The following is a 19,068-nucleotide window of genomic DNA, read 5'->3' on the forward strand; positions in this document are numbered from 1 at the left end:
ATTCTGAGTCGTTATAACTTAACGCCCCCTCCCCCTTTTGCTTGAGCGCTAGCCCGTTATCAGAATAGCGCGGAGATCATTGACATTGGTGCCGGTTGGCCCCGGCACGAACAGATCACCGATAGCGTCAAATGCGCTCCATGCATCATTGGCGTTGAGCCGTGCAGCGCCATCTTCGCCAGCCTTTTGCAGCCGCGAAACCGTTGTCCCATCCGCAAAGGCACCTGCATTGTCTTCCGAACCATCGATGCCATCCGTATCCGCAGCCAGTGCGTGAATATTCCCATAGCCATCAATATCAAGCGCGAAAGCCAGCAGAAACTCGCTGTTGCGACCACCCTTGCCGCCTTTGGCGCGGATGGTTACGGTGGTCTCACCACCGGAAAGCAGCACAATCGGTTTTTTGAACGGGCGATCACGATCCGCCACTTCGCGCGCGATTGCTGCATGAACATGTGCCACTTCGCGTGCTTCACCTTCCATTGAATCGGACAGGATCACCGCCTCGACCCCATGACGCTCAGCTTCCTTTACGGCTGCTTCCAGCGAAACAGCTGCGGATGCAATCACCCGCACTTCGTTATCGCCAAAGATTTTATCATCAGGCTTCGGTGCATGAGCCTTCTCGCTTTTGATATGCGCGAGCACCGCATCGGGAAGTTCAAGCTTGTAACGTTCGATGATTTTGAGCGCGTCATCGCGAGATGTTGCATCAGGCACCGTCGGGCCTGAAGCGACAAAAGCAGGATTGTCGCCGGGAATATCGGAAACCACCAGCGAGAAGACTTTTGCCGGATGTGCGTGCGCTGCCAGCCTCCCGCCTTTAATGGTCGACAGGTGTTTTCGCACCGCATTCATGGCCGAGATTGGCGCACCAGAGGCGAGCAACGCTTTGTTGACCGCAATTTCGTCGGCAAGCGTCAGACCTTCAGGCGGCGATGGCAGCAAAGCAGAACCACCACCAGAAATAAGCGCCACAACAAGATCATCTTCGGTGAGGTTGGACACAGCATCGAACAGCCGTTTTGAGGCCGCAAGCCCGGCATCATCAGGCACCGGGTGCGATGCCTCAATGATCTCGATGGTCTTGCAAGGCGCGCCATAGCCGTAGCGCGTGACGACGATGCCTTCGATTGGTGCGTCCTCGCCCTCATGCCGCTCTGCCCATGCGCGTTCGAAAGCGGCTGCCATCTGTGCCGACCCTTTGCCTGCACCAATCACAATCGTCCGGCCTTTGGGCTTGGCAGGCAGATTGGCGCGGATCACCAGTTCAGGATCAGCCGCCGCAACCGCTGCATCGAACAGACTGGTCAGAAACTTCTTCGGATCGGTGATAGCAGTCATGAGATTCCCGACATTGATTATTGTTTTTAGAGCGCATCCCGAAAAGTGTGAAACGGTTTTCGGACAAGATGCGCGTAAGAAAGCGATAATCAGCACTATTTCGTGCTGCGCATATAAAAGCAATGGAGCCGGCCATCTCCCTCCAGATAACCAGCTCCACCCTCTCCCCTCCAGAGAAATCAAACTTGGGGACTAGGCAACATCATGGTTCGCCATGCGCTCCAGCGCGCGCACCAGTCCCGAATGATCGAGACCATCATCGCCGTGTGCTGCACAGGAATTGAACAATTCCTGAGCGGTTGCGGTGTTAGGAAGCGAAACGCCGAGAGCCTTTGCGCCCTGCAATGCAAGGTTCAAATCCTTCTGGTGCAGCGAAATTCGGAAACCCGGATCGAATGTGCGCTTGATCATGCGTTCGCCATGCACCTCCAGAATGCGCGATGACGCGAACCCTCCCATCAGTGCTTCGCGCACCTTGGCTGGATCAGCCCCCGCTTTGGACGCGAAGACCAGCGCTTCGGCTACGGCTTCAATATTAAGCGCGACAATAATCTGATTGGCGACCTTGGTTGTCTGGCCGTCGCCGCAATCACCAACAAGCGTGATGTTTTTGCCCATGAGTTTCAGCAGTGGCAGCGCCTTGTCAAAAGCATCCTGCGCACCGCCTGCCATGATGGAAAGGCTGGCATTTTTCGCACCAACCTCGCCGCCAGACACAGGCGCATCGATATATTCGGCACCGGTTGCGCGGACTTTCTTTGCAAACTCCTTGGTTTCAATCGGCGAAATCGAACTCATATCGATCAGCGTCTTGCCTTTGCCCAAACCTTCGGCAACACCATTTTCACTGAACAGAACGTCCGCTACCTGCGGCGTATCTGGCAGCATGAGAATGATTGTCTCGCATTCGGCTGCGACTGCCTTTGGCGTTTCAAGAACGCCCAGCCCTGCATCGAGCAAATCCTTGTGCGGCGGTTGCGTGTGCTTTGAAGTAAAGAGCTGATGGCCTGCATTTTGCAAATGCTGCGCCATTGGCTTGCCCATGATGCCAAGCCCGATAAAACCAATATTTGTCATAACCGTTCCCCCTATGCGGTAAGCCGTTCGGCTTCATCCTGTTTGAACCAGCCAAGTCCTTCCTCGGTGGTGGTCTTTGGCTTATATTCGCAACCGATCCAGCCCTTGTAGCCAGCATTTTTCAACGCTTCGAACACATATGGATAGTTGATTTCGCCGGTGCCCGGTTCGTTGCGGCCCGGATTATCGGCTAGTTGAACGTGGGCAATCAGCGGCTTGTAGCGTTCATAAGTGGCAATCAGTTCGCCGCGCGTGCGCTGCTGGTGATAAAGATCATATTGAATGAACAGATTGTTGCTGCCCACCTCATCGATGATCGACACTGCCTGTTCGACCGTATTGAGATAAAAGCCCGGAATATCATAGTGATTGATCGGTTCGATCAGCAGGCGAATGCCGTGCTTGCCAAGTTCCTTTGCAGCAAGCCTGAGATTGCTGACGAAGGTTGCGCGTAACACATCCGGGTCAACGCCTTGAGGGGCAATGCCTGCAAGGCAATTGACCTGCGAACAGTTAAGCGCTGTCGCATAGTCAATCGCGTCGGCGACGCCGCGGCGGAATTCATCGATACGATCCGGCAGAACCGCGATACCGCGCTCGCCCCCACCCCAGTTGCCCGCAGGCAGATTGTGCAACACCTGTGCCAGATTGTGCTTGGCGAGTGCGGCTTTCAGCTCATGGCGATTGAAGTCATAGGGGAAGAGATATTCCACCCCTGTGAAACCGGCTTTGGCGGCCAGAGCGAAGCGATCCATAAACGGCACTTCGTTGAAAAGCATGGTGAGATTGGCTGCAAATCTTGGCATTTCCGCCTCCTCTATTTTTCTACGCAATTGCAAACGGAAAACCGCTTCACAGTTTTCCTGCAATTGCTCATTTTTAATCCAGCAGCATGGCAATCGCCGTTGGCGCATCTTCGCCACGCTCGGCCAGTTCTTCGAACTCGACCACCTGATCGATATCGGCGCCCATGGAAATATTGGTGACACGCTCAAGGATGAACTCGAGAACGACCGGCACCTGATGCTCTTCCATCAGCGCCTTTGCCTGTTCGAACCCTTCCGCGAACTGGTTCGGGCTTCGAACGCGGATCGCCTTACAGCCGAGGCCTTCGGCAACCGCTACATGATCGACGCCGTAACCCTTTTCCGCATCACCCGATGCATTGATGTTATCGAAGGCAAGACTGACCTCGAAATCCATATTAAAGCCGCGCTGCGCCTGACGGATCAGGCCGAGATAGGAATTGTTCACGACGACATGAATGTAAGGCAGCTTGTGCTGTGCGCCGACCGCCAGTTCCTCAATCATAAACTGGAAATCATAATCGCCAGACAGGGCAACAATCGGACGATCAGGGTCGGCCGCGCGAACCCCGAGTGCTGCCGGCAATGTCCAGCCCAATGGGCCTGCCTGCCCGCAATTGATCCAGTTGCGTGGACGATAAACATGCAGGAACTGCGCACCGGCAATCTGGCTCAGACCAATGGTCGTGACATAACAAGTGTCGCGGCCAAATGCCTTGTTCATTTCCTCATAAACGCGTTGGGGCTTCAATGGTGTCTGATCGAAATGCGTCTTGCGCAACATGGTTTTCTTGCGCTCACCACATTCCTGCGCCCAGCCTGACCAGTCACGCAGTTTGCCTGCAGACTTCCATTCGGTGGCGACATCCAGCAACAGTTTCAGGGCTTTGCCAGCATCCGAAACAATCCCGAAATCCGGTGCGAAAACGCGGCCGATCTGGGTTGGTTCGATGTCGACATGGATAAATTTGCGATCCTTTTTATAGGTATCGACATTGCCGGTATGACGGTTTGCCCAGCGGTTTCCGATGCCGATCACCATGTCGGAGGCCAGTAGCGTTGCATTGCCATAACGATGCGAGGTTTGAAGGCCACACATGCCCGCCATCAGGCGGTGGTCATCAGGGATGACGCCCCAGCCCATCAGGGTCGGGATAACCGGAATGCCGGTGATCTCAGCAAATTCAACCAGAAGATCGGAAGCATCGGCGTTGATGATGCCGCCGCCTGCAACGATTAACGGATGTTCCGCGTCGTTCAACATCGCGATGGCCTTTTCGGCCTGTGCGCGGGTGGCCGAGGGCTTATATGCTTCCATCGGCTGATAGGTATCGATGTCAAACTCGATTTCGGCGAGCTGGACATCGATCGGCAGATCGATCAACACCGGGCCGGGGCGACCCGACTTCATGATATGAAAGGCCTTCTGGAAAACAAAAGGCACCAGTGCTGGCTCCATGACCGTGACCGCCCATTTGGTAACGGGGGCCGCAATCTTGGCAATATCGACTGCCTGAAAGTCCTCTTTGTCGAGACGCGCGCGGGGGGCTTGGCCTGTAACGCAGAGGATTGGAATTGAATCGGCAGAGGCCGAATAAAGGCCGGTAATCATGTCTGTACCAGCCGGGCCGGACGTTCCGATGCACAGGCCAATATTGCCATGCTTTGCGCGGGTGTAGCCTTCCGCCATGTGCGAAGCACCTTCAACGTGTCGCGCAAGAATGTGACGGATGGAACCCCGTGCCTTCATGGCCGAATAAAATGGGTTGATCGCAGCGCCCGGCACACCGAATGCGCAATTGATCCCTTCTTTTTCCAGCACAAGTACGGCTGCATCGACTGCACGCATTCTGGCCATGTTAATCTCCTCCAGCGGAAAGCTAATCCATAATTAAAAGCTATATCCAAAAAATGGAAATGCATACCATTAGATGGAAATAAAGATTTTCAACGGAATGGAGATAATCGCCGCGCACTTCCCGAGATTACGATCATGGGGTAGTGATGAAAGAACAGGGAATCGGAGGCGGCACATGGAACAGGCAAAAGCAAAGCGTGGCCGCAAGGCAGCGGAGAATGCCGCGCCCTCGTCCGTTCAGGTTTTAGATCGCAGTCTCAAGCTTCTGGCGCTCATTGCCGAGAATGACGGCTCGACATTAACCGACCTCGCCGATGCCAGTGGCATGGCTCCTTCTACCGTTCATCGGCTTCTCTCATCGCTCGCCAATCACGGCATGGTTTCGCATGATGTAGAAACCGGCGACTGGACCATTGGCGTCAAGGCTTTCGAGATTGGCAACGCTTTTCGCCGCTTCCGCAAGCTCGGCACGCTGGCGCGGCCCTATCTTAAATCATTGATGGAAACGAGCGGCGAAACCGCAAATATCGGCATTGAGGACGGCGGTGACGTCGTGTTCATTTCACAGATTGAAAGCCACGCGCCGATGCGCGCCTTCTTCCGTCCGGGTCGTCGCGGTCCAATCCACGCCTCGGGCATCGGCAAGGCAGTACTGTCCACATGGTCGGACACGGAAATCGCGCGCACGCTCTCTGGCAGAACGCTTGAACATTTCACGCAGCGCACACTCGACACCTTACCGGCATTGCTGAAAGACATTCAGGCAACCCGCACGCGCGGCTGGTCGATTGACGACGAAGAACATACGCTCGGCATGTGCTGCATAGCGGCGCCCATTTTCAACGAATATGGCGAAGCGATTGCTGGCATTTCTGTCTCCGGACCTGCGGTGCGCCTGCCCCGACAAAAGCTTGACGAACTCGGTCCACTGATCCGCTCGACAGCCGATGAGCTGACCCGCACCATGGGTGGCAAGCGACCGGAAGAGTTGTAAAAGCAGAAGAACCCGCAGCAGATTTCTCCGCTGCGGGCCCTCCCTCTCCCTCCTCCAGAGATTCTTTAAGAAAGCTCAGCCTTCAACGGCTTACCCGCCACATAGGTTTCGACAATTGCGCGATCATCGCCAACCGTTTGCAACAGGAATAACTCCTGCTCAAGCGTAGCCCCTGCGGCCATGCGCAGGCGCATCGGCGATGTCGCGGCAGAATCCAGCACCACAATATCGGCTTCCGTGCCCTCGTCGAGCGTGCCGATCTTGTCTTCCATCGACAGCGCGCGGGCGTTGCCGAGTGTCATCATGTAGAATGACTGGAAAGGGTTGAGGCGGCTTCCACGCAATTGCAGCACCTTGTAGCCCTCATCCATCGTGCGCAGCATCGAAAAACTGGTGCCGCCGCCAACATCAGTAGCAACTGACATACGCACGCCCGATGCTTTCAGGCGGTCGCGATCGAAAAGCCCGGAACCCAGAAACAGGTTCGACGTCGGGCAGAAAACGGCAATCGAGCCGGTCTCTGCCATCACCTTCACTTCGCGTTCTTCAAGATGGATGGAATGGCCCAACAAGGTCTTGCTGCCCAGCAAACCATAATGCTCATAAATGCCGAGATAATCGGGCGCATCCGGGTAAAGCGATTTTGTGAACTCAATCTCTTCGTGGTTTTCCGAAAGATGTGTCTGGATGAAGCATTCAGGATGCTCGCGTGCCAGAACCTGGCTGGCTTCCAGCTGCTCAGGCGTTGACGTGATCGCAAAACGCGGCGTGATCACATAATCAAGTCGATCTTTGCCATGCCAGCGGGCGATCAGCTGCTTGCTGTCATCATATCCCGATTGAGCCGTATCACAGAGTGCTGGCGGCGCATTGCGATCCATCATCACCTTACCGCCAAGCATACGCATATTGCGATGCTGCGACGCGCGGAAATAGGCATCGACGCTCTGCGGGTGTACCGAGCAATAAGCGACGGCGGTGGTGGTGCCATGGCGGATCAATTCGTCCAAAAAGCGCTCAGCGATAAATTCTGCGTGCTGCTCATCGGCGAATTTCTGCTCTGCGACGAATGTATAGGTGTTGAGCCACTCGAGAAGATTGGCCGCATAGGACGCGACAACCTGCGTCTGCGGATAATGGATGTGAGTATCGATGAAACCCGGCAGAATAAGATGCGGGCGATGGTCTGCCACTTTCACATCGTGGCCCACTTCAGCGCTGACATCGGCATAGTCGCCCAGGCGCGCAATGCGGCCATTTTCGACAAGCACGGCACCGTCTTCGATATATCGATAGGATTGAGCATCATCCAGACTCTGCGGTTCTTCACGAAAAGTCAGCACGCGGCCACGGATGAGAAGTTTGGTCATTGTTATTTTGCTCCAGAAGTCGCGGATTCATACCAGGAAGCCAGCAGCTTGCGCTCCTCATTGCTTACCCCGGTGACATTGGCAGGCGGCATGGCATGGGAACGACCAGCCTGCAAATAGATTTCGCGCGCATGGGCCGCGATATCTTTATCTGTTTCAAGAACCACACCTTTTGGCGGCACGATGATGCCTTCCCAACCTGGCTCTTTGGCGTGGCACATCGCACAACGTCCCAGAACAGTATCCCGCACTTTTTCAAAGTGCGGGTCTGAGATGAAAGTCTGCTGTAGCGATGAAACCTTTTGTTCTTCCGGCTCTCCGGTCAGAATTTTCGGCACGGTCGACAGCCACATGATGATGATGAACAGGATAACCGTCACCAGCCATGTCCAAGTCGGGCTACCCTTGCGAGCGTGCTGGGTGTTGAACCAGTGGCGGATCGTGACACCCATCAGGAACACCAGCGATGCGATGATCCAGTTGAATTCGGTTCCGAAGGCCAGCGGATAGTGGTTCGACAGCATCAAGAACAGAACCGGCAGCGTCAGATAGTTGTTATGCGTTGAGCGCTGCTTGGCGATCTTGCCGTATTTCGGATCTGGCTTGCGACCGGCAATCAGATCGGCCACCACGATTTTCTGGTTCGGAATGATGACCATGAACACGTTGGCAGACATGATTGTCGCGGTAAAAGCTCCCAGATGCAGGAAAGCTGCACGACCCGTAAACAGATGCGTATAGCCCCAGGCCATCACCACCAGAATGCAGTAGAGAATGACCATCAGAAGCGTATCGCTCTTGCCGAGCATCAGCTTGCAGATGGTGTTATAGGCGATCCAGCCAAACGCCAGCGAAGCGATCGAAATGGCGATTGCCGTCGGTGCCGATACATCGAGCACATTCGGATCGACCAGATAGAGATCGGCGCCCGCATAATAGACGATGCAGAGCAAAGTGAAGCCCGACAGCCATGTGGCGTAGGATTCCCATTTGAACCATGTCAGATGCTCTGGCATCTCGGCGGGGGCAACCAGATATTTCTGGATATGATAGAAGCCACCACCATGGACCTGCCATTCTTCGCCATAAGCGCCGACGGGCAAGCCCGGACGCTGACGAAGTCCTAAGTCCAGCGCGATGAAATAGAAAGACGAGCCGATCCACGCAATCGCGGTGATGACGTGTAGCCACCGCACTGCGAAGCCCAGCCAGTCCCAGGCCACGGCAAGATCATACATCCGGTACTCCCATTCTCAGAGCGCGTCGCGTCCAGAAGGACGCATAAAGGACACTCTGTCTTGTTTTGTTGCCGCATCATGTTTTCCAAAAATCCATTATTGATTTTTGGCCCAATGCGGCGGCCCCATTGTTCGTTACTTTATTATGTGCCAAAGCTTTGCACCAATGGGAACGTCACAACACGACCATCACTTTCAAAAAAATCTAGACAATCGTGGAGGGGACGCATGTCTTATCTTGATAATCTGCGCGTTTTTGTGCGCGTTGTCGAATTGGGGAATTTATCAGCAGCAGGCCGTGACCAGCGTGCTTCGCCAGCTGTTGCAAGTAATCGAATCAAGGAGTTGGAGAAGCATCTTGGTGTGCGTCTCTTCAACAGAACGACACGCAAACTGACGCCAACCGAGCATGGCCGCATATTTTATGATGGTGCTTTAAAGATCCTCGAAGCAGTGGATGAAGCCGAAGCAGCCGTCGCCGAACTTGCCAAGAATCCCAAAGGTTCGATTCGCATTACAGCACCTCTGGGACTGGGTCGGAGGCTTATCGCATCGGGAATTCCGGAGTTTCACGACAAATATCCGGACATCGAAGTGCGCCTGCGACTATCTGACCATGAGATCGATATCATGAGCGAAAGCGTTGATGTTGCTTTCAAATTAGGCGTTCTGGAAAATTCCAACTTGCGGATGCGCGGTATTCTTAACTGCGAACGTGTGATCTGTGCTGCACCTGAATATCTGGAAAAGCATGGCACGCCACAGTCGCCGGAAGAGCTTTTGGGCGACAAATATGATTGCCTTCTGCTGCGGTTTCCCGGCTCCAAAGAGTTTTACTGGTCGCTGCAAACGCCGGAAGGTCTGCGTAAGTTCGAAGTCACTGGTCCTTATGACTCCGATGATGGCGACGTATTGACGCAATGGGCGCTTGGTGGACGCGGAATCATCAACAAACCGCTGTTTGAGGTGAAGGAATATATCCGCGATGGGAGGCTTGTGCCAATTCTTGAGAGCACGCCGCCAGCGTCGATTCAGCTTGCTGCGATCTATCCGCACAAGCGGTTTCAGGACCCGAAGGTCCGTCTGATCATCGATTTCATGACGGAACGCTGCCAGCGCTTGATCCGCGAAGCACTGGCTTAAAGCGCCGTGCGCCCTTTTGGGCGCACAAAGGTCGCTCTACTCTTTGCTTTTATCGCATTATCCAACACACAACCGCTTCGCACTTTTGCTGGAAATACTGTAAATAACGCCCGCCTGATCAATTGAATTAGGCGGGCTGTAAAACTTTACTGGAAACGAGCACAGCGGTTAAAACTTCTGCCGCAGCCAATGCGGCAATGACTTCCGGGCGCTTGTCTTTCACGACTGAGCCGCCAACCGGACAGACGAGATTTTCAAATAAATCATCGCTACCGATTTCACGTTTCAACCAGTTTTTGAAAGTGGCTTTTTTGGACTTCGAGCCGATCATGCCAACATAGAGAGCATCGTCGCGCTGCAACGCCTCTGCCACGATCAAGAAATCAAGCGCATGGTCATGGGTCAGCACGATGAAGGCGCTGCCGGGCGGTGCCGAGCGCACCACCTGTTCGGGCATAGCAGCAAGACAGGTTTCGACGCCGGGAGCATCCACTGCCATAAGCTCCGCTTCACGCGTATCCACCAGAATAACCCGTACAGGTGTCAGCGATAGCGAATAGGCCAAAGCGTCGCCCACATGGCCAGCACCAAAAACATAGATATGCGGGCGGGTGGCGATTTCGGCATCAACTTTGGCAACAAGGTCCTCAGCCAGTCCTCGGTTAACCCGCCGGAAGCTTAGGCCCACGCGGCCACCGCAGCATTGGCCAATTTCGGGGCCAAGAGGCACATCCATCGGGGAATCTCTACCGCCAGCCAGGATTTTGCGGGCGTGGTCAATCGCCATATATTCGAGCTGGCCACCGCCGATAGTGCGGAAAATCATATCACGGGCGACAAGCATCCAAGCACCTGCATCACGCGGTGCAGAACCTTTCACATCAGTGACTTCGATCAGAACACTGTCGGGCCGTTTATTGAGAAACGCCCTTATGTCGTCCCGCCTGCCCAGCATCGCATCAGCCTTTCTGACTTCGTAACCGCTCGATAGCCATCAGCACGCGCTCGGGCGTTGCTGGCGCATCAAGGCGCGGACTGATTTTGTGATCGGCAACACTGGCAACCGCGTCCGACAGCGCATAAAGCACCGACATGCCATGCGGCAGCGGCGGTTCACCCACGGCCTTGGAGCGGTGGATCGTTGGCTCGTAAGCTTCAGACCAGTCGGTCAGCGCCACATTGAAAATCTTCGGACGATCTGATGCCAGCGGGATCTTGTAGGTTGACGGTGCATGTGTACGCAGTCGGCCTTTGTCGTCCCAGACAAGCTCTTCCGTAGTCAGCCAGCCCATGCCCTGCACGAAGCCGCCTTCAATCTGGCCAAGATCGATGACGCGGTTGAGCGACCGCCCGGTATCATGAAGAATATCAGTGCGTTCCACCACATATTCGCCGGTCAGCATATCGACGGAAACTTCCGAGCAGGCGGCACCATAGGCGTAATAGTAAAAAGCGTGGCCTTTACCTTTGGCGCGATCCCAGTGGATTTTTGGTGTCTTGTAATGACCCGATGCTGAAAGTTGCACGCGCCCGATATAGGCCTGCTTCACCAGATCGTTGAAGCTGATCTCCTGATTGCCCACCCGAATACGGTTCGGCAGAAACACGACTTGATCTTCCGGCACCTGATATTGCTGGGCTGCAAAATGAATAAGGCGCTTCTTGATCTGACGCGCCGCATCCTGTGCGGCCATACCGTTCAAGTCAGCACCGGACGAGGCCGCCGTGGGCGCTGTGTTTGGCACTTTCGCGGTCGTTGTTGCGGTAATCTTCACCCGATCAAGATCGATCTGAAACTCTTCGGCCACAACCTGCGCCACTTTCAGATGAAGCCCCTGCCCCATCTCCGTGCCGCCATGGTTCATATGCACCGAGCCGTCATTATAGACATGCACCAGCGCGCCAGCCTGATTGGATTCCGTCTTGGTGAAAGAGATGCCGAATTTCACTGGCGTCAGTGACATGCCGCGTTTGACATAGCGGCTTTTGGCGTTGAATTCGCGGATTGCCTCGCGGCGCTTCGCGTAATCAGCACTTTCCTCAAGCTCGGAAACGATACGCTGAATGATGCAATCTTCCACCTTCTGGTGATAAGGCGTCACATTGCGCGTGCCACCTTCGGTGCCCATGGCATCATAGAAATTGAGCTTGCGAATTTCGAGCGGGTCTTTGCCGACAGCAAAAGCCACTTCCTCGATCACGCGCTCGGCCCCCACCATGCCTTGCGGACCGCCGAAACCACGGAATGCAGTGTTGGACACGGTATTGGTATAAAGCGGTGCCGACTGCGCATGAACGGCGGGGAAGAAATAGGCATTGTCGCAATGAAACAGAGCGCGGTCACCCACTGGACCGGACAGGTCGGCAGAGAAACCCGCATTCAGTGCGAACATATAATCGACACCGAGGATATTGCCCTCATCGTCGAAACCGACTTCATAATCGATCATGAAATCATGCCGCTTGCCGGTGGAGGTCATATCCTCATCACGATCAAGACGAACTTTAACGGCGCGCTTGTGCTTCTTGGCTGCGATAGCAGCAATGGCTGCCCATTGATTGGCCTGTGTTTCCTTGCCACCAAAGCCGCCGCCCATACGGCGCACTTCAACCGTCACCGAATGGCTCGGCACACCCAGCGCATGGGCGACCAGATGCTGCGTTTCACTTGGGCCCTGCGTTGAACAATAGATGGTCACATCGTCATCTTCGCCGGGGATTGCGAGCGAGGCCTGTCCTTCAAGGTAGAAGTGATCCTGCCCACCGACTTTCATACGCGCTTTGACCTTGCGCGGTGCGTCATCAATGGCTTTGCGAGCATCGCCACGATTGAGCGTCAGCGGCGTGAAAACCAGCTTATCCTTGTAACCATCGAGACCAGAAATCGAGAACAAGCCCGGCATTTCTTCATATTCGACCTTGGCAAGACGGGCTGCGCGGCGCGCCTGATCGCGCGTGCGGGCAACAACCGCAAAAATCGGTTGACCGTGGAACTGAACATTATCAACCGCGAAGATCGGGTCGTCATGCATCCCCGATGGCGAGACATCGTTTTCGCCCGGTACATCCTTATAGGTCAGCACGTCGACCACACCGGGAGCAGCGCGCACGGCAGACAGGTCCGTAGCAATGATCTTGGCATGGGCGACCGTCGAGAAGCCGACGCCGATATGCAGCGTGCCTTCAGGTTCCGGAATATCGTCGATATAGACCGCTTCGCCTGTGACATGCTTGTGGGCTGAATCATGGCGCTGATCGGTCGCAACACCGCCCTTAATTCGGGCTGCTTTGATTGCGTTTGCAGGATGCTTGTTCATGTCACCCTCCTTATGCAGCTTCAACGTTTGGCTTACGCAAAGGTTCGCTTTCGCCTTGCGTTTCAGCATAGAAGCGGCGGAGCAAATTCTTCGCAACCAGCAAACGATAATCGGCTGTCGCGCGCATATCGCTTAGAGGCTGATAGTCGAGACCATAGGCTTCGAGTGCGGCTTCAACGTTTTCCTCATTCCATAGTTTACCCGTCAGCGCTGCTTCCACATTGGATGCCCGCTTGGGCGTTGCGGCCATACCGCCATAGGCGATACGGATGGATGCGACTTTGCCTTGCATATCAAGCGTCAGATGGAAGGCACCGAGCGTTGCCGTGATATCCTCTTCAAACCGTTTGGAAATCTTGTGAATGGCAAACTGACTGCCTTCAAGCGGCACCGGCACATGCACGGCTTCCACAAACTCGCCGTGCTGACGATCCTGCTTGCCATAGGCGATGAAGAACTCTTGCAGAGGAATGGTGCGGCGCTCTGTTCCCTTGCGGAGCGTGAGCTTTGCATCAAGCGCGATCAATGGCGGTGGCGTGTCGCCAATCGGCGAACCATTGGCGATGTTGCCGCCGATGGTGCCCATATTGCGTACCTGTTCTCCACCAATGCGGTTGATGAGGCTTCCCAGCGCTGGAATACGCTTTGCCAAAAACGAAAAGGCTTCCGTATAGGTGACGCCTGCACCAATGGTGATGACGCCATCTTCTTCGCTCATTGTGCGCAGTTCATTGAGATGCCCAATAAAGATCACCGGCGAAATATCGCGCATCATCTTGGTAACCCAAAGGCCGACATCGGTTGAACCGGCAACGATTGTCGCCTTGGCTTCGGCTGCATAAACAGTGGCAAAATCATCGAGACTGGCAGGCACGACCAGACGATCTTTACCACTACCCAATTCAACCCGTGCGCCATCACGCAATTCCGTCAACTGGCTGATGACATGCGCACGCTCAACAGCAAGCGGATCGTCCATCAAAGTGCCGTAGTCAGAAATCACACGCGCTGCACGCATGATCGCTTCGTAGCCGGTGCAGCGGCAAAGATTGCCTTGCAACGCCTTTTCAATCTGAGCATCCGCAGGCTTTGGATTGCGCATCCACAGACCATAAAGCGACATAACGAAGCCCGGCGTGCAGAAGCCGCATTGCGAGCCGTGAAAATCGATCATCGCCTTTTGTACCGGATGCAGGCCACCGTCGGAACCGCGCAGATGCTCGATGGTGACGACATGACAACTGTCCAGCGATCCCACGAAGCGGATGCAGGCATTCACGCTTTCATAGACGAGTTCGTCACCAACAATCTTGCCGACCAGCACCGTGCAAGCACCACAATCGCCCTCGCCGCAGCCTTCCTTGCTGCCGCGCAGTTTGCAGGAAAGACGCAGATAATCGAGCAAGGTTTCTGTCGGCGAAACGCGGTCGAGCTCAACTGTCTCGCCGTTCAGCAGAAAGCGGATATTATGTCTGACTGCTTGACCCATATCGCTCAGCTCCCGCGATAGGTTGAATAAGAAAATGGCGAAACCAGAAGCGGCACATGATAATGCGCCTTTTCGTCGGAAATACCAAAGCGTAGCGGCACCACATCCAGAAACGGGATCGCATCATCACTTTTGCCGAAATATTCGCCGACATGGAAAAGCAACTCATATGAACCAGAATGTAGCGCATCACCTGCAAGCAGCGGTGCATCACAGCGACCATCTGCATTGGTGCGGATTTCGCGCAGAATCTCTGCCTGCTGATTCTCGATGCGGCGTAATTCGATGCGCAGATTTGCGGCTGGTTTACCACTGACCGTATCAAGGACATGCGTCGTTAACCGGCCCTGACCGCTTGCTTGGCTTCCCATTTGTACTCCTGCCGCCTGCACGATTCTTCCGACATCACCGTTAGAACCATTGCAAGCACTTGTTTTTATGTGGTTTATTTCGCGCGACATTCAAGCCATTGCGAACCACACTTGTTCCCGATTGTGAGTATTTACCTAAGTCCTGTCTTGGGAAAGATGATAATCGTTGGATGTCTTTCAAAATTTTGAGGGGGAATGGTCCGCGTAAATCTTTATTATCATAGGCAAAACAGACAAAAACCGAGGGAATTCCATATGAGTTATCCGCGCAATCTGGTTGGCTATGGCCGCAACACTCCGGACCCACAATGGCCGGGTGGAGCCAATATAGCGGTGCAGTTCGTCGTCAACTACGAAGAAGGCGGCGAAAGCTGCATCCTCGATGGCGATCCGGCGTCCGAATGCCTGCTTTCGGAAATCGTCGGCGCGCAGGCATGGAACGGCCAGCGCAACCTCAATATGGAGTCCATTTACGAATATGGCGCCCGCTCGGGCTTCTGGCGTTTGTGGCGCGCGTTTACGCGACGCAACATGCCGGTGACCGTCTATGGCGTGACCCTTGCCATGGAGCGCAATCCCGAAGCCGTAAGCGCCATGAAGGAAGCGGATTGGGAAATCGCCAGCCACGGCCTGCGCTGGTGGGAATATAAGGATATACCCGAAGAGGTAGAACGCGAACATATTCGCGAAGCGGTACGTCTGCACACGGAGATTACCGGCTCGCGCCCACTCGGCATCTATCAGGGCAAGCCTTCGGATAACACGCTGAAGCTGGTGATGGAGGAAGGCGGTTTCCTCTATTCAGCTGATTCCTATGCCGATGAACTGCCTTATTGGGTTAAGGGGCCAAAGGGTCCGCATCTGATCGTGCCTTATACGCTCGACACCAATGACATGCGCTTTGCCACGCCACAGGGCTTTAACTCCGGCGATCAGTTCTACACCTACCTCAAAGACACATTCGACGTGCTTTATCGCGAGGGTGCAGAAGGCGCGCCAAAGATGATGTCGATTGGCCTGCATTGCCGTCTGGTCGGGCGACCAGGTCGTGTGGCAGCACTTGAACGCTTCCTTGATTACGTACAGAGCCATGACAAGGTGTGGGTTGCCAAGCGCGTGGATATTGCGCGTCACTGGCACGAACATCACAAGCCGAAACAAATCGATGTTGTGCCATCCAAGGCCAGCAAGGCGGATTTTGTTGCACGCTATGGCGGGATTTTCGAGCACTCGCCATGGATTGCCGAACGCGCCTACGACACCGGCCTGACGGAACTGGCCGATTCTGCATCCGGTCTTCATACGGTTCTGGTCCGGGCATTCCGCGCTGCATCAGACGATGAAAAGCTCGGTGTGTTGCGTGCCCATCCCGATCTTGCAGGAAAGCTTGCGGCGGCCAAACGCCTTACACCAGAATCCACATCTGAGCAGGCATCTGCCGGTCTTGATGCTCTGACGGATGATGAACGCAAGACATTCACCGAACTCAACGACGCCTATACCAATAAGTTCGGCTTCCCGTTCATCATCGCGGTCAAGGGCCGCAACCGCCATGAGATTCTCGATGCTTTCAAACGGCGCGTCGAAAACAGCAAACAAGCGGAGCTTGAAACAGCGTCCGAACAGGTCGAGCGCATCGCGCTGCTGCGGCTCAAAGATATTCTTCCCGAAACACTGTATTGATCAGAGGCAACAATGAGCCGTAATTATTACGCACCGACCGGTGGCCTGCCGCCACAGACGCAAATTCTGACTGATCGCGCGATGTTCACCGAAGCCTATGCGGTTATTCCAAAAGGCACATTCAGCGATATCGTCACAAGCTTCCTGCCCTTCTGGGACAAGACACGGCTATGGATCATCGCCCGCCCACTATCGGGTTTTGCCGAGACTTTCTCGCAGTATATTATGGAAGTGCAGCCCGGCGGCGGCAGTGACCGCACAGAGCTTGATGACGGCGCACAGGGTGTGTTGTTCGTTGTCGAAGGCGAAATCACCGTCACGCTTTCAGGCAAAGACCATGTGCTGACCGAAGGCGGCTATGCCTATCTGCCGCCAAAGAGCGGCTGGACGCTTCGCAACAATTCAAGCGCCGTCGCGCGCTTCCATTGGGTGCGCAAGGCTTATGAAAAGGTCGAGGGCCTTGACGTGCCGGAGCCGCTTTTCCTCAACGAGAAGACCATTGCACCAACGCCGATGCCTGACACCAATGGCGCATGGGCGACAACACGCTTTGTCGATCCGAATGATCTTCGCCACGACATGCATGTGACAGTCGTGACATTCGAGCCGGGCGGCGTCATTCCCTTCGCCGAAACCCATGTCATGGAACACGGGCTTTATGTGCTGGAAGGCAAAGCCGTCTATCGCCTCAATCAAGATTGGGTGGAAGTAGAAGCGGGCGATTTCATGTGGCTGCGCGCCTTCTGCCCGCAGGCTTGCTATGCTGGCGGGCCAGGCAAATTCCGCTATCTGCTTTACAAGGACGTCAATCGTCATATGAAGCTGTCGCGATAACAGCGCAAATAAAAGCGGCGGGCCTAACATTATAGTTAAGCCCGCCGCAGCCATTTTCCGACTGGAGATCAGAATTTAAAACAGCGCAGTCCCTCTACGCTATCCAATGGCATCTCGTGATGTAGTTGATCGAATATTAAATTCAAAATTACATGTATTTTTTCATAGATATATGAAAACGGATAAGTATTAATGTATTAATTCAAAAATAAGTATGGCCGCCACAATATGTGGCGGCCATACTTTGTATTAGAACGAGCGCTGGAAGCGAACCATACCCTGCCAAGCATCCTTGCCTTTCAGGTAAGACTTGTCATCCTGCCACTTGGTGTAGGAAACTTCTGGTGTAACAGTAAAGCCAGGAACCAGCTCGTAGGCAACATTTGCGGTTGCTGCAAATGTGCTGCTTCCATCATATGCAGCCTGCGCATTGAGGGTTGCCTGTTCGGTTGCCTTGAAGGATGCACCGCCCCAAACGGCCCAATCACCACCCCAAGTACCGTAGAAGCTGCTGATCGCACGAACCTGTCCGAGAACATTGCCCGAACCATCTGTTACGTTCATGTACTGGTCCTTGTTGGACTTATATCCGCCCATAGCCCAGATCGAGAACTGATCGGTGATGTTTAAATCAGCGCGAACCTTGCCAGCCCATTCTTCATTGCGGGCGTCATAAGCTGCGACTGCAGCAATCTTACCCCAACCCTGCTCATACTTCAGGCCGCCAACGACATGAGGCGTATAATCCTTGATGGCGCCGTTATAACCATACTTGCCATCGGTATCGACGTTGTTGCCCTGTTCAAGCGACAGAATTGCCGAGAAGCCGTTACCAGCATTGAATGTGTAGCTGATCAAACCTGTGCGATAGCCACCTGCAAGGATGACGTCGTCGTTGATGACATTGCCGAGATAGCCCGGAAAGGTGACGAATGCAGATTCGTCGAGACCTACGCGGAGACCTCCAAGCTCGATATAGCCGTAACGCAGTTCACCGGACGTACCGGGCGTGCCATTACCCCAATCATATCGCGTTTCAGCATAGGTCTTGAGAGTGCCGAGCTCGGTTTCAGAAGCAGTCGAAAGGCGCAGCGTGAAGCGAGCTTTATTATCCCAGGTCTTACGCTCGTAGTCGTTGCCACCAATCGCAGCACCGTCACGATCTGTAAATCCGCGACCGTAAACATCATCACCGCCGGTCAGATCATAGCGGACATAACCAGATACGCGCAGGCAAGTCTCAGTTCCCGGGATGTAGAAGTAGCCTGCTCCATAAGCATCGCATACGCGTACATATTCTACGTGTTCTGGCTCGGGAGCCACAACGGCATCAGCTGCATTCGCAGCAGCAGTTCCCACCGCGATAGTTGCCACTGACCCGAGAAGAAGTCCCTTAATAGTCATTTTGAAAATGCCTCCAGCAAATCTAAGTTAATTAATGCAAATGACTGATAGAATAGAAAACTCAACAATCTCAATTGCAACTTTTACAATTTCAAAATTATCGAATATTGTGTGTTAATTTAAACACTATTTAGAATTAC

Annotated in this window: 15 protein-coding genes; 4 read left to right on the top strand and 11 right to left on the bottom strand. The window is 54.3% G+C overall.

The window, feature by feature from the left end; genetic code table 11:
- Positions 1-48: 48 nt before the first annotated feature.
- The 4 genes from ABWV94_RS04155 to gcl form a co-directional block, all read right to left on the bottom strand.
- Positions 49-1,344, bottom strand: coding sequence for a glycerate kinase type-2 family protein (locus tag ABWV94_RS04155; protein WP_113495970.1), 1,296 nt, complete (start codon positions 1,342-1,344; stop codon positions 49-51).
- 192 nt (positions 1,345-1,536) lie between these two features.
- Positions 1,537-2,421 (bottom strand): 2-hydroxy-3-oxopropionate reductase, encoded by an 885-nt coding sequence (locus ABWV94_RS04160; RefSeq protein WP_113495971.1) that lies wholly within the window; start codon positions 2,419-2,421, stop codon positions 1,537-1,539.
- A gap of 11 nt (positions 2,422-2,432) precedes the next feature.
- Complete coding sequence (gene hyi / locus ABWV94_RS04165; RefSeq protein ID WP_079211521.1) at positions 2,433-3,227, bottom strand: hydroxypyruvate isomerase; 795 nt, start codon at positions 3,225-3,227, stop codon at positions 2,433-2,435.
- Positions 3,228-3,300: 73 nt separating this feature from the next.
- Positions 3,301-5,085: a glyoxylate carboligase gene (gene gcl / locus ABWV94_RS04170; protein ID WP_200635467.1), complete on the bottom strand. Its 1,785-nt coding sequence runs from the start codon at positions 5,083-5,085 to the stop codon at positions 3,301-3,303.
- Between the two features lie 175 nt (positions 5,086-5,260).
- Here gcl and ABWV94_RS04175 point away from each other — a divergent pair, with 175 nt between their 5' ends.
- Positions 5,261-6,079 carry an IclR family transcriptional regulator gene (locus ABWV94_RS04175; protein WP_112808085.1) on the top strand — a complete coding sequence of 273 codons (819 nt, stop codon included), beginning with the start codon at positions 5,261-5,263 and terminating at the stop codon, positions 6,077-6,079.
- Positions 6,080-6,144: 65 nt separating this feature from the next.
- On the opposite strand, the gene guaD is transcribed toward ABWV94_RS04175, so the two are convergent.
- Together guaD and ABWV94_RS04185 are read right to left on the bottom strand one after the other, a co-directional pair.
- Entirely contained in the window at positions 6,145-7,449 is a 1,305-nt protein-coding gene (guaD, locus tag ABWV94_RS04180) for a guanine deaminase (RefSeq protein ID WP_105518183.1), read from the bottom strand.
- A gap of 2 nt (positions 7,450-7,451) precedes the next feature.
- Entirely contained in the window at positions 7,452-8,687 is a 1,236-nt protein-coding gene (locus ABWV94_RS04185; RefSeq protein WP_007873587.1) for a urate hydroxylase PuuD, read from the bottom strand.
- Positions 8,688-8,915: 228 nt separating this feature from the next.
- Here ABWV94_RS04185 and ABWV94_RS04190 point away from each other — a divergent pair, with 228 nt between their 5' ends.
- On the top strand, positions 8,916-9,830 hold the full coding sequence (locus tag ABWV94_RS04190; RefSeq protein WP_007873581.1) for a LysR family transcriptional regulator: 915 nt from the start codon (positions 8,916-8,918) through the stop codon (positions 9,828-9,830).
- Between the two features lie 127 nt (positions 9,831-9,957).
- Here the strand turns inward: ABWV94_RS04190 and xdhC are convergent, their stop codons facing one another.
- The 4 genes from xdhC to uraH are packed head-to-tail and all read right to left on the bottom strand — an operon-like array spanning position 9,958 to position 15,007.
- Entirely contained in the window at positions 9,958-10,785 is an 828-nt protein-coding gene (gene xdhC, locus ABWV94_RS04195; protein ID WP_007873571.1) for a xanthine dehydrogenase accessory protein XdhC, read from the bottom strand.
- 4 nt (positions 10,786-10,789) lie between these two features.
- Positions 10,790-13,147 (bottom strand): xanthine dehydrogenase molybdopterin binding subunit, encoded by a 2,358-nt coding sequence (xdhB, locus tag ABWV94_RS04200; protein ID WP_113495973.1) that lies wholly within the window; start codon positions 13,145-13,147, stop codon positions 10,790-10,792.
- Positions 13,148-13,157: 10 nt separating this feature from the next.
- A complete protein-coding gene (gene xdhA / locus ABWV94_RS04205) occupies positions 13,158-14,636 on the bottom strand; it encodes a xanthine dehydrogenase small subunit (RefSeq protein WP_113495974.1) in 1,479 nt (492 codons plus the stop codon).
- Positions 14,637-14,641: 5 nt separating this feature from the next.
- On the bottom strand, positions 14,642-15,007 hold the full coding sequence (gene uraH, locus ABWV94_RS04210; RefSeq protein WP_113495975.1) for a hydroxyisourate hydrolase: 366 nt from the start codon (positions 15,005-15,007) through the stop codon (positions 14,642-14,644).
- 255 nt (positions 15,008-15,262) lie between these two features.
- Between uraH and puuE the strand changes: the two genes are divergently transcribed.
- Positions 15,263-16,690: an allantoinase PuuE gene (gene puuE / locus ABWV94_RS04215; RefSeq protein WP_112808095.1), complete on the top strand. Its 1,428-nt coding sequence runs from the start codon at positions 15,263-15,265 to the stop codon at positions 16,688-16,690.
- A gap of 12 nt (positions 16,691-16,702) precedes the next feature.
- Entirely contained in the window at positions 16,703-17,524 is an 822-nt protein-coding gene (locus tag ABWV94_RS04220; protein ID WP_064320190.1) for a bifunctional allantoicase/(S)-ureidoglycine aminohydrolase, read from the top strand.
- Positions 17,525-17,773: 249 nt separating this feature from the next.
- Here the strand turns inward: ABWV94_RS04220 and ABWV94_RS04225 are convergent, their stop codons facing one another.
- A complete protein-coding gene (locus ABWV94_RS04225) occupies positions 17,774-18,928 on the bottom strand; it encodes a porin (RefSeq protein WP_113495976.1) in 1,155 nt (384 codons plus the stop codon).
- Between the last annotated feature and the right edge of the window lie 140 nt (positions 18,929-19,068).

Origin of the sequence: Brucella sp. NBRC 12953, assembly GCF_040369775.1 — a bacterium.
GTDB classification, from domain to species: domain Bacteria; phylum Pseudomonadota; class Alphaproteobacteria; order Rhizobiales; family Rhizobiaceae; genus Brucella; species Brucella pseudogrignonensis.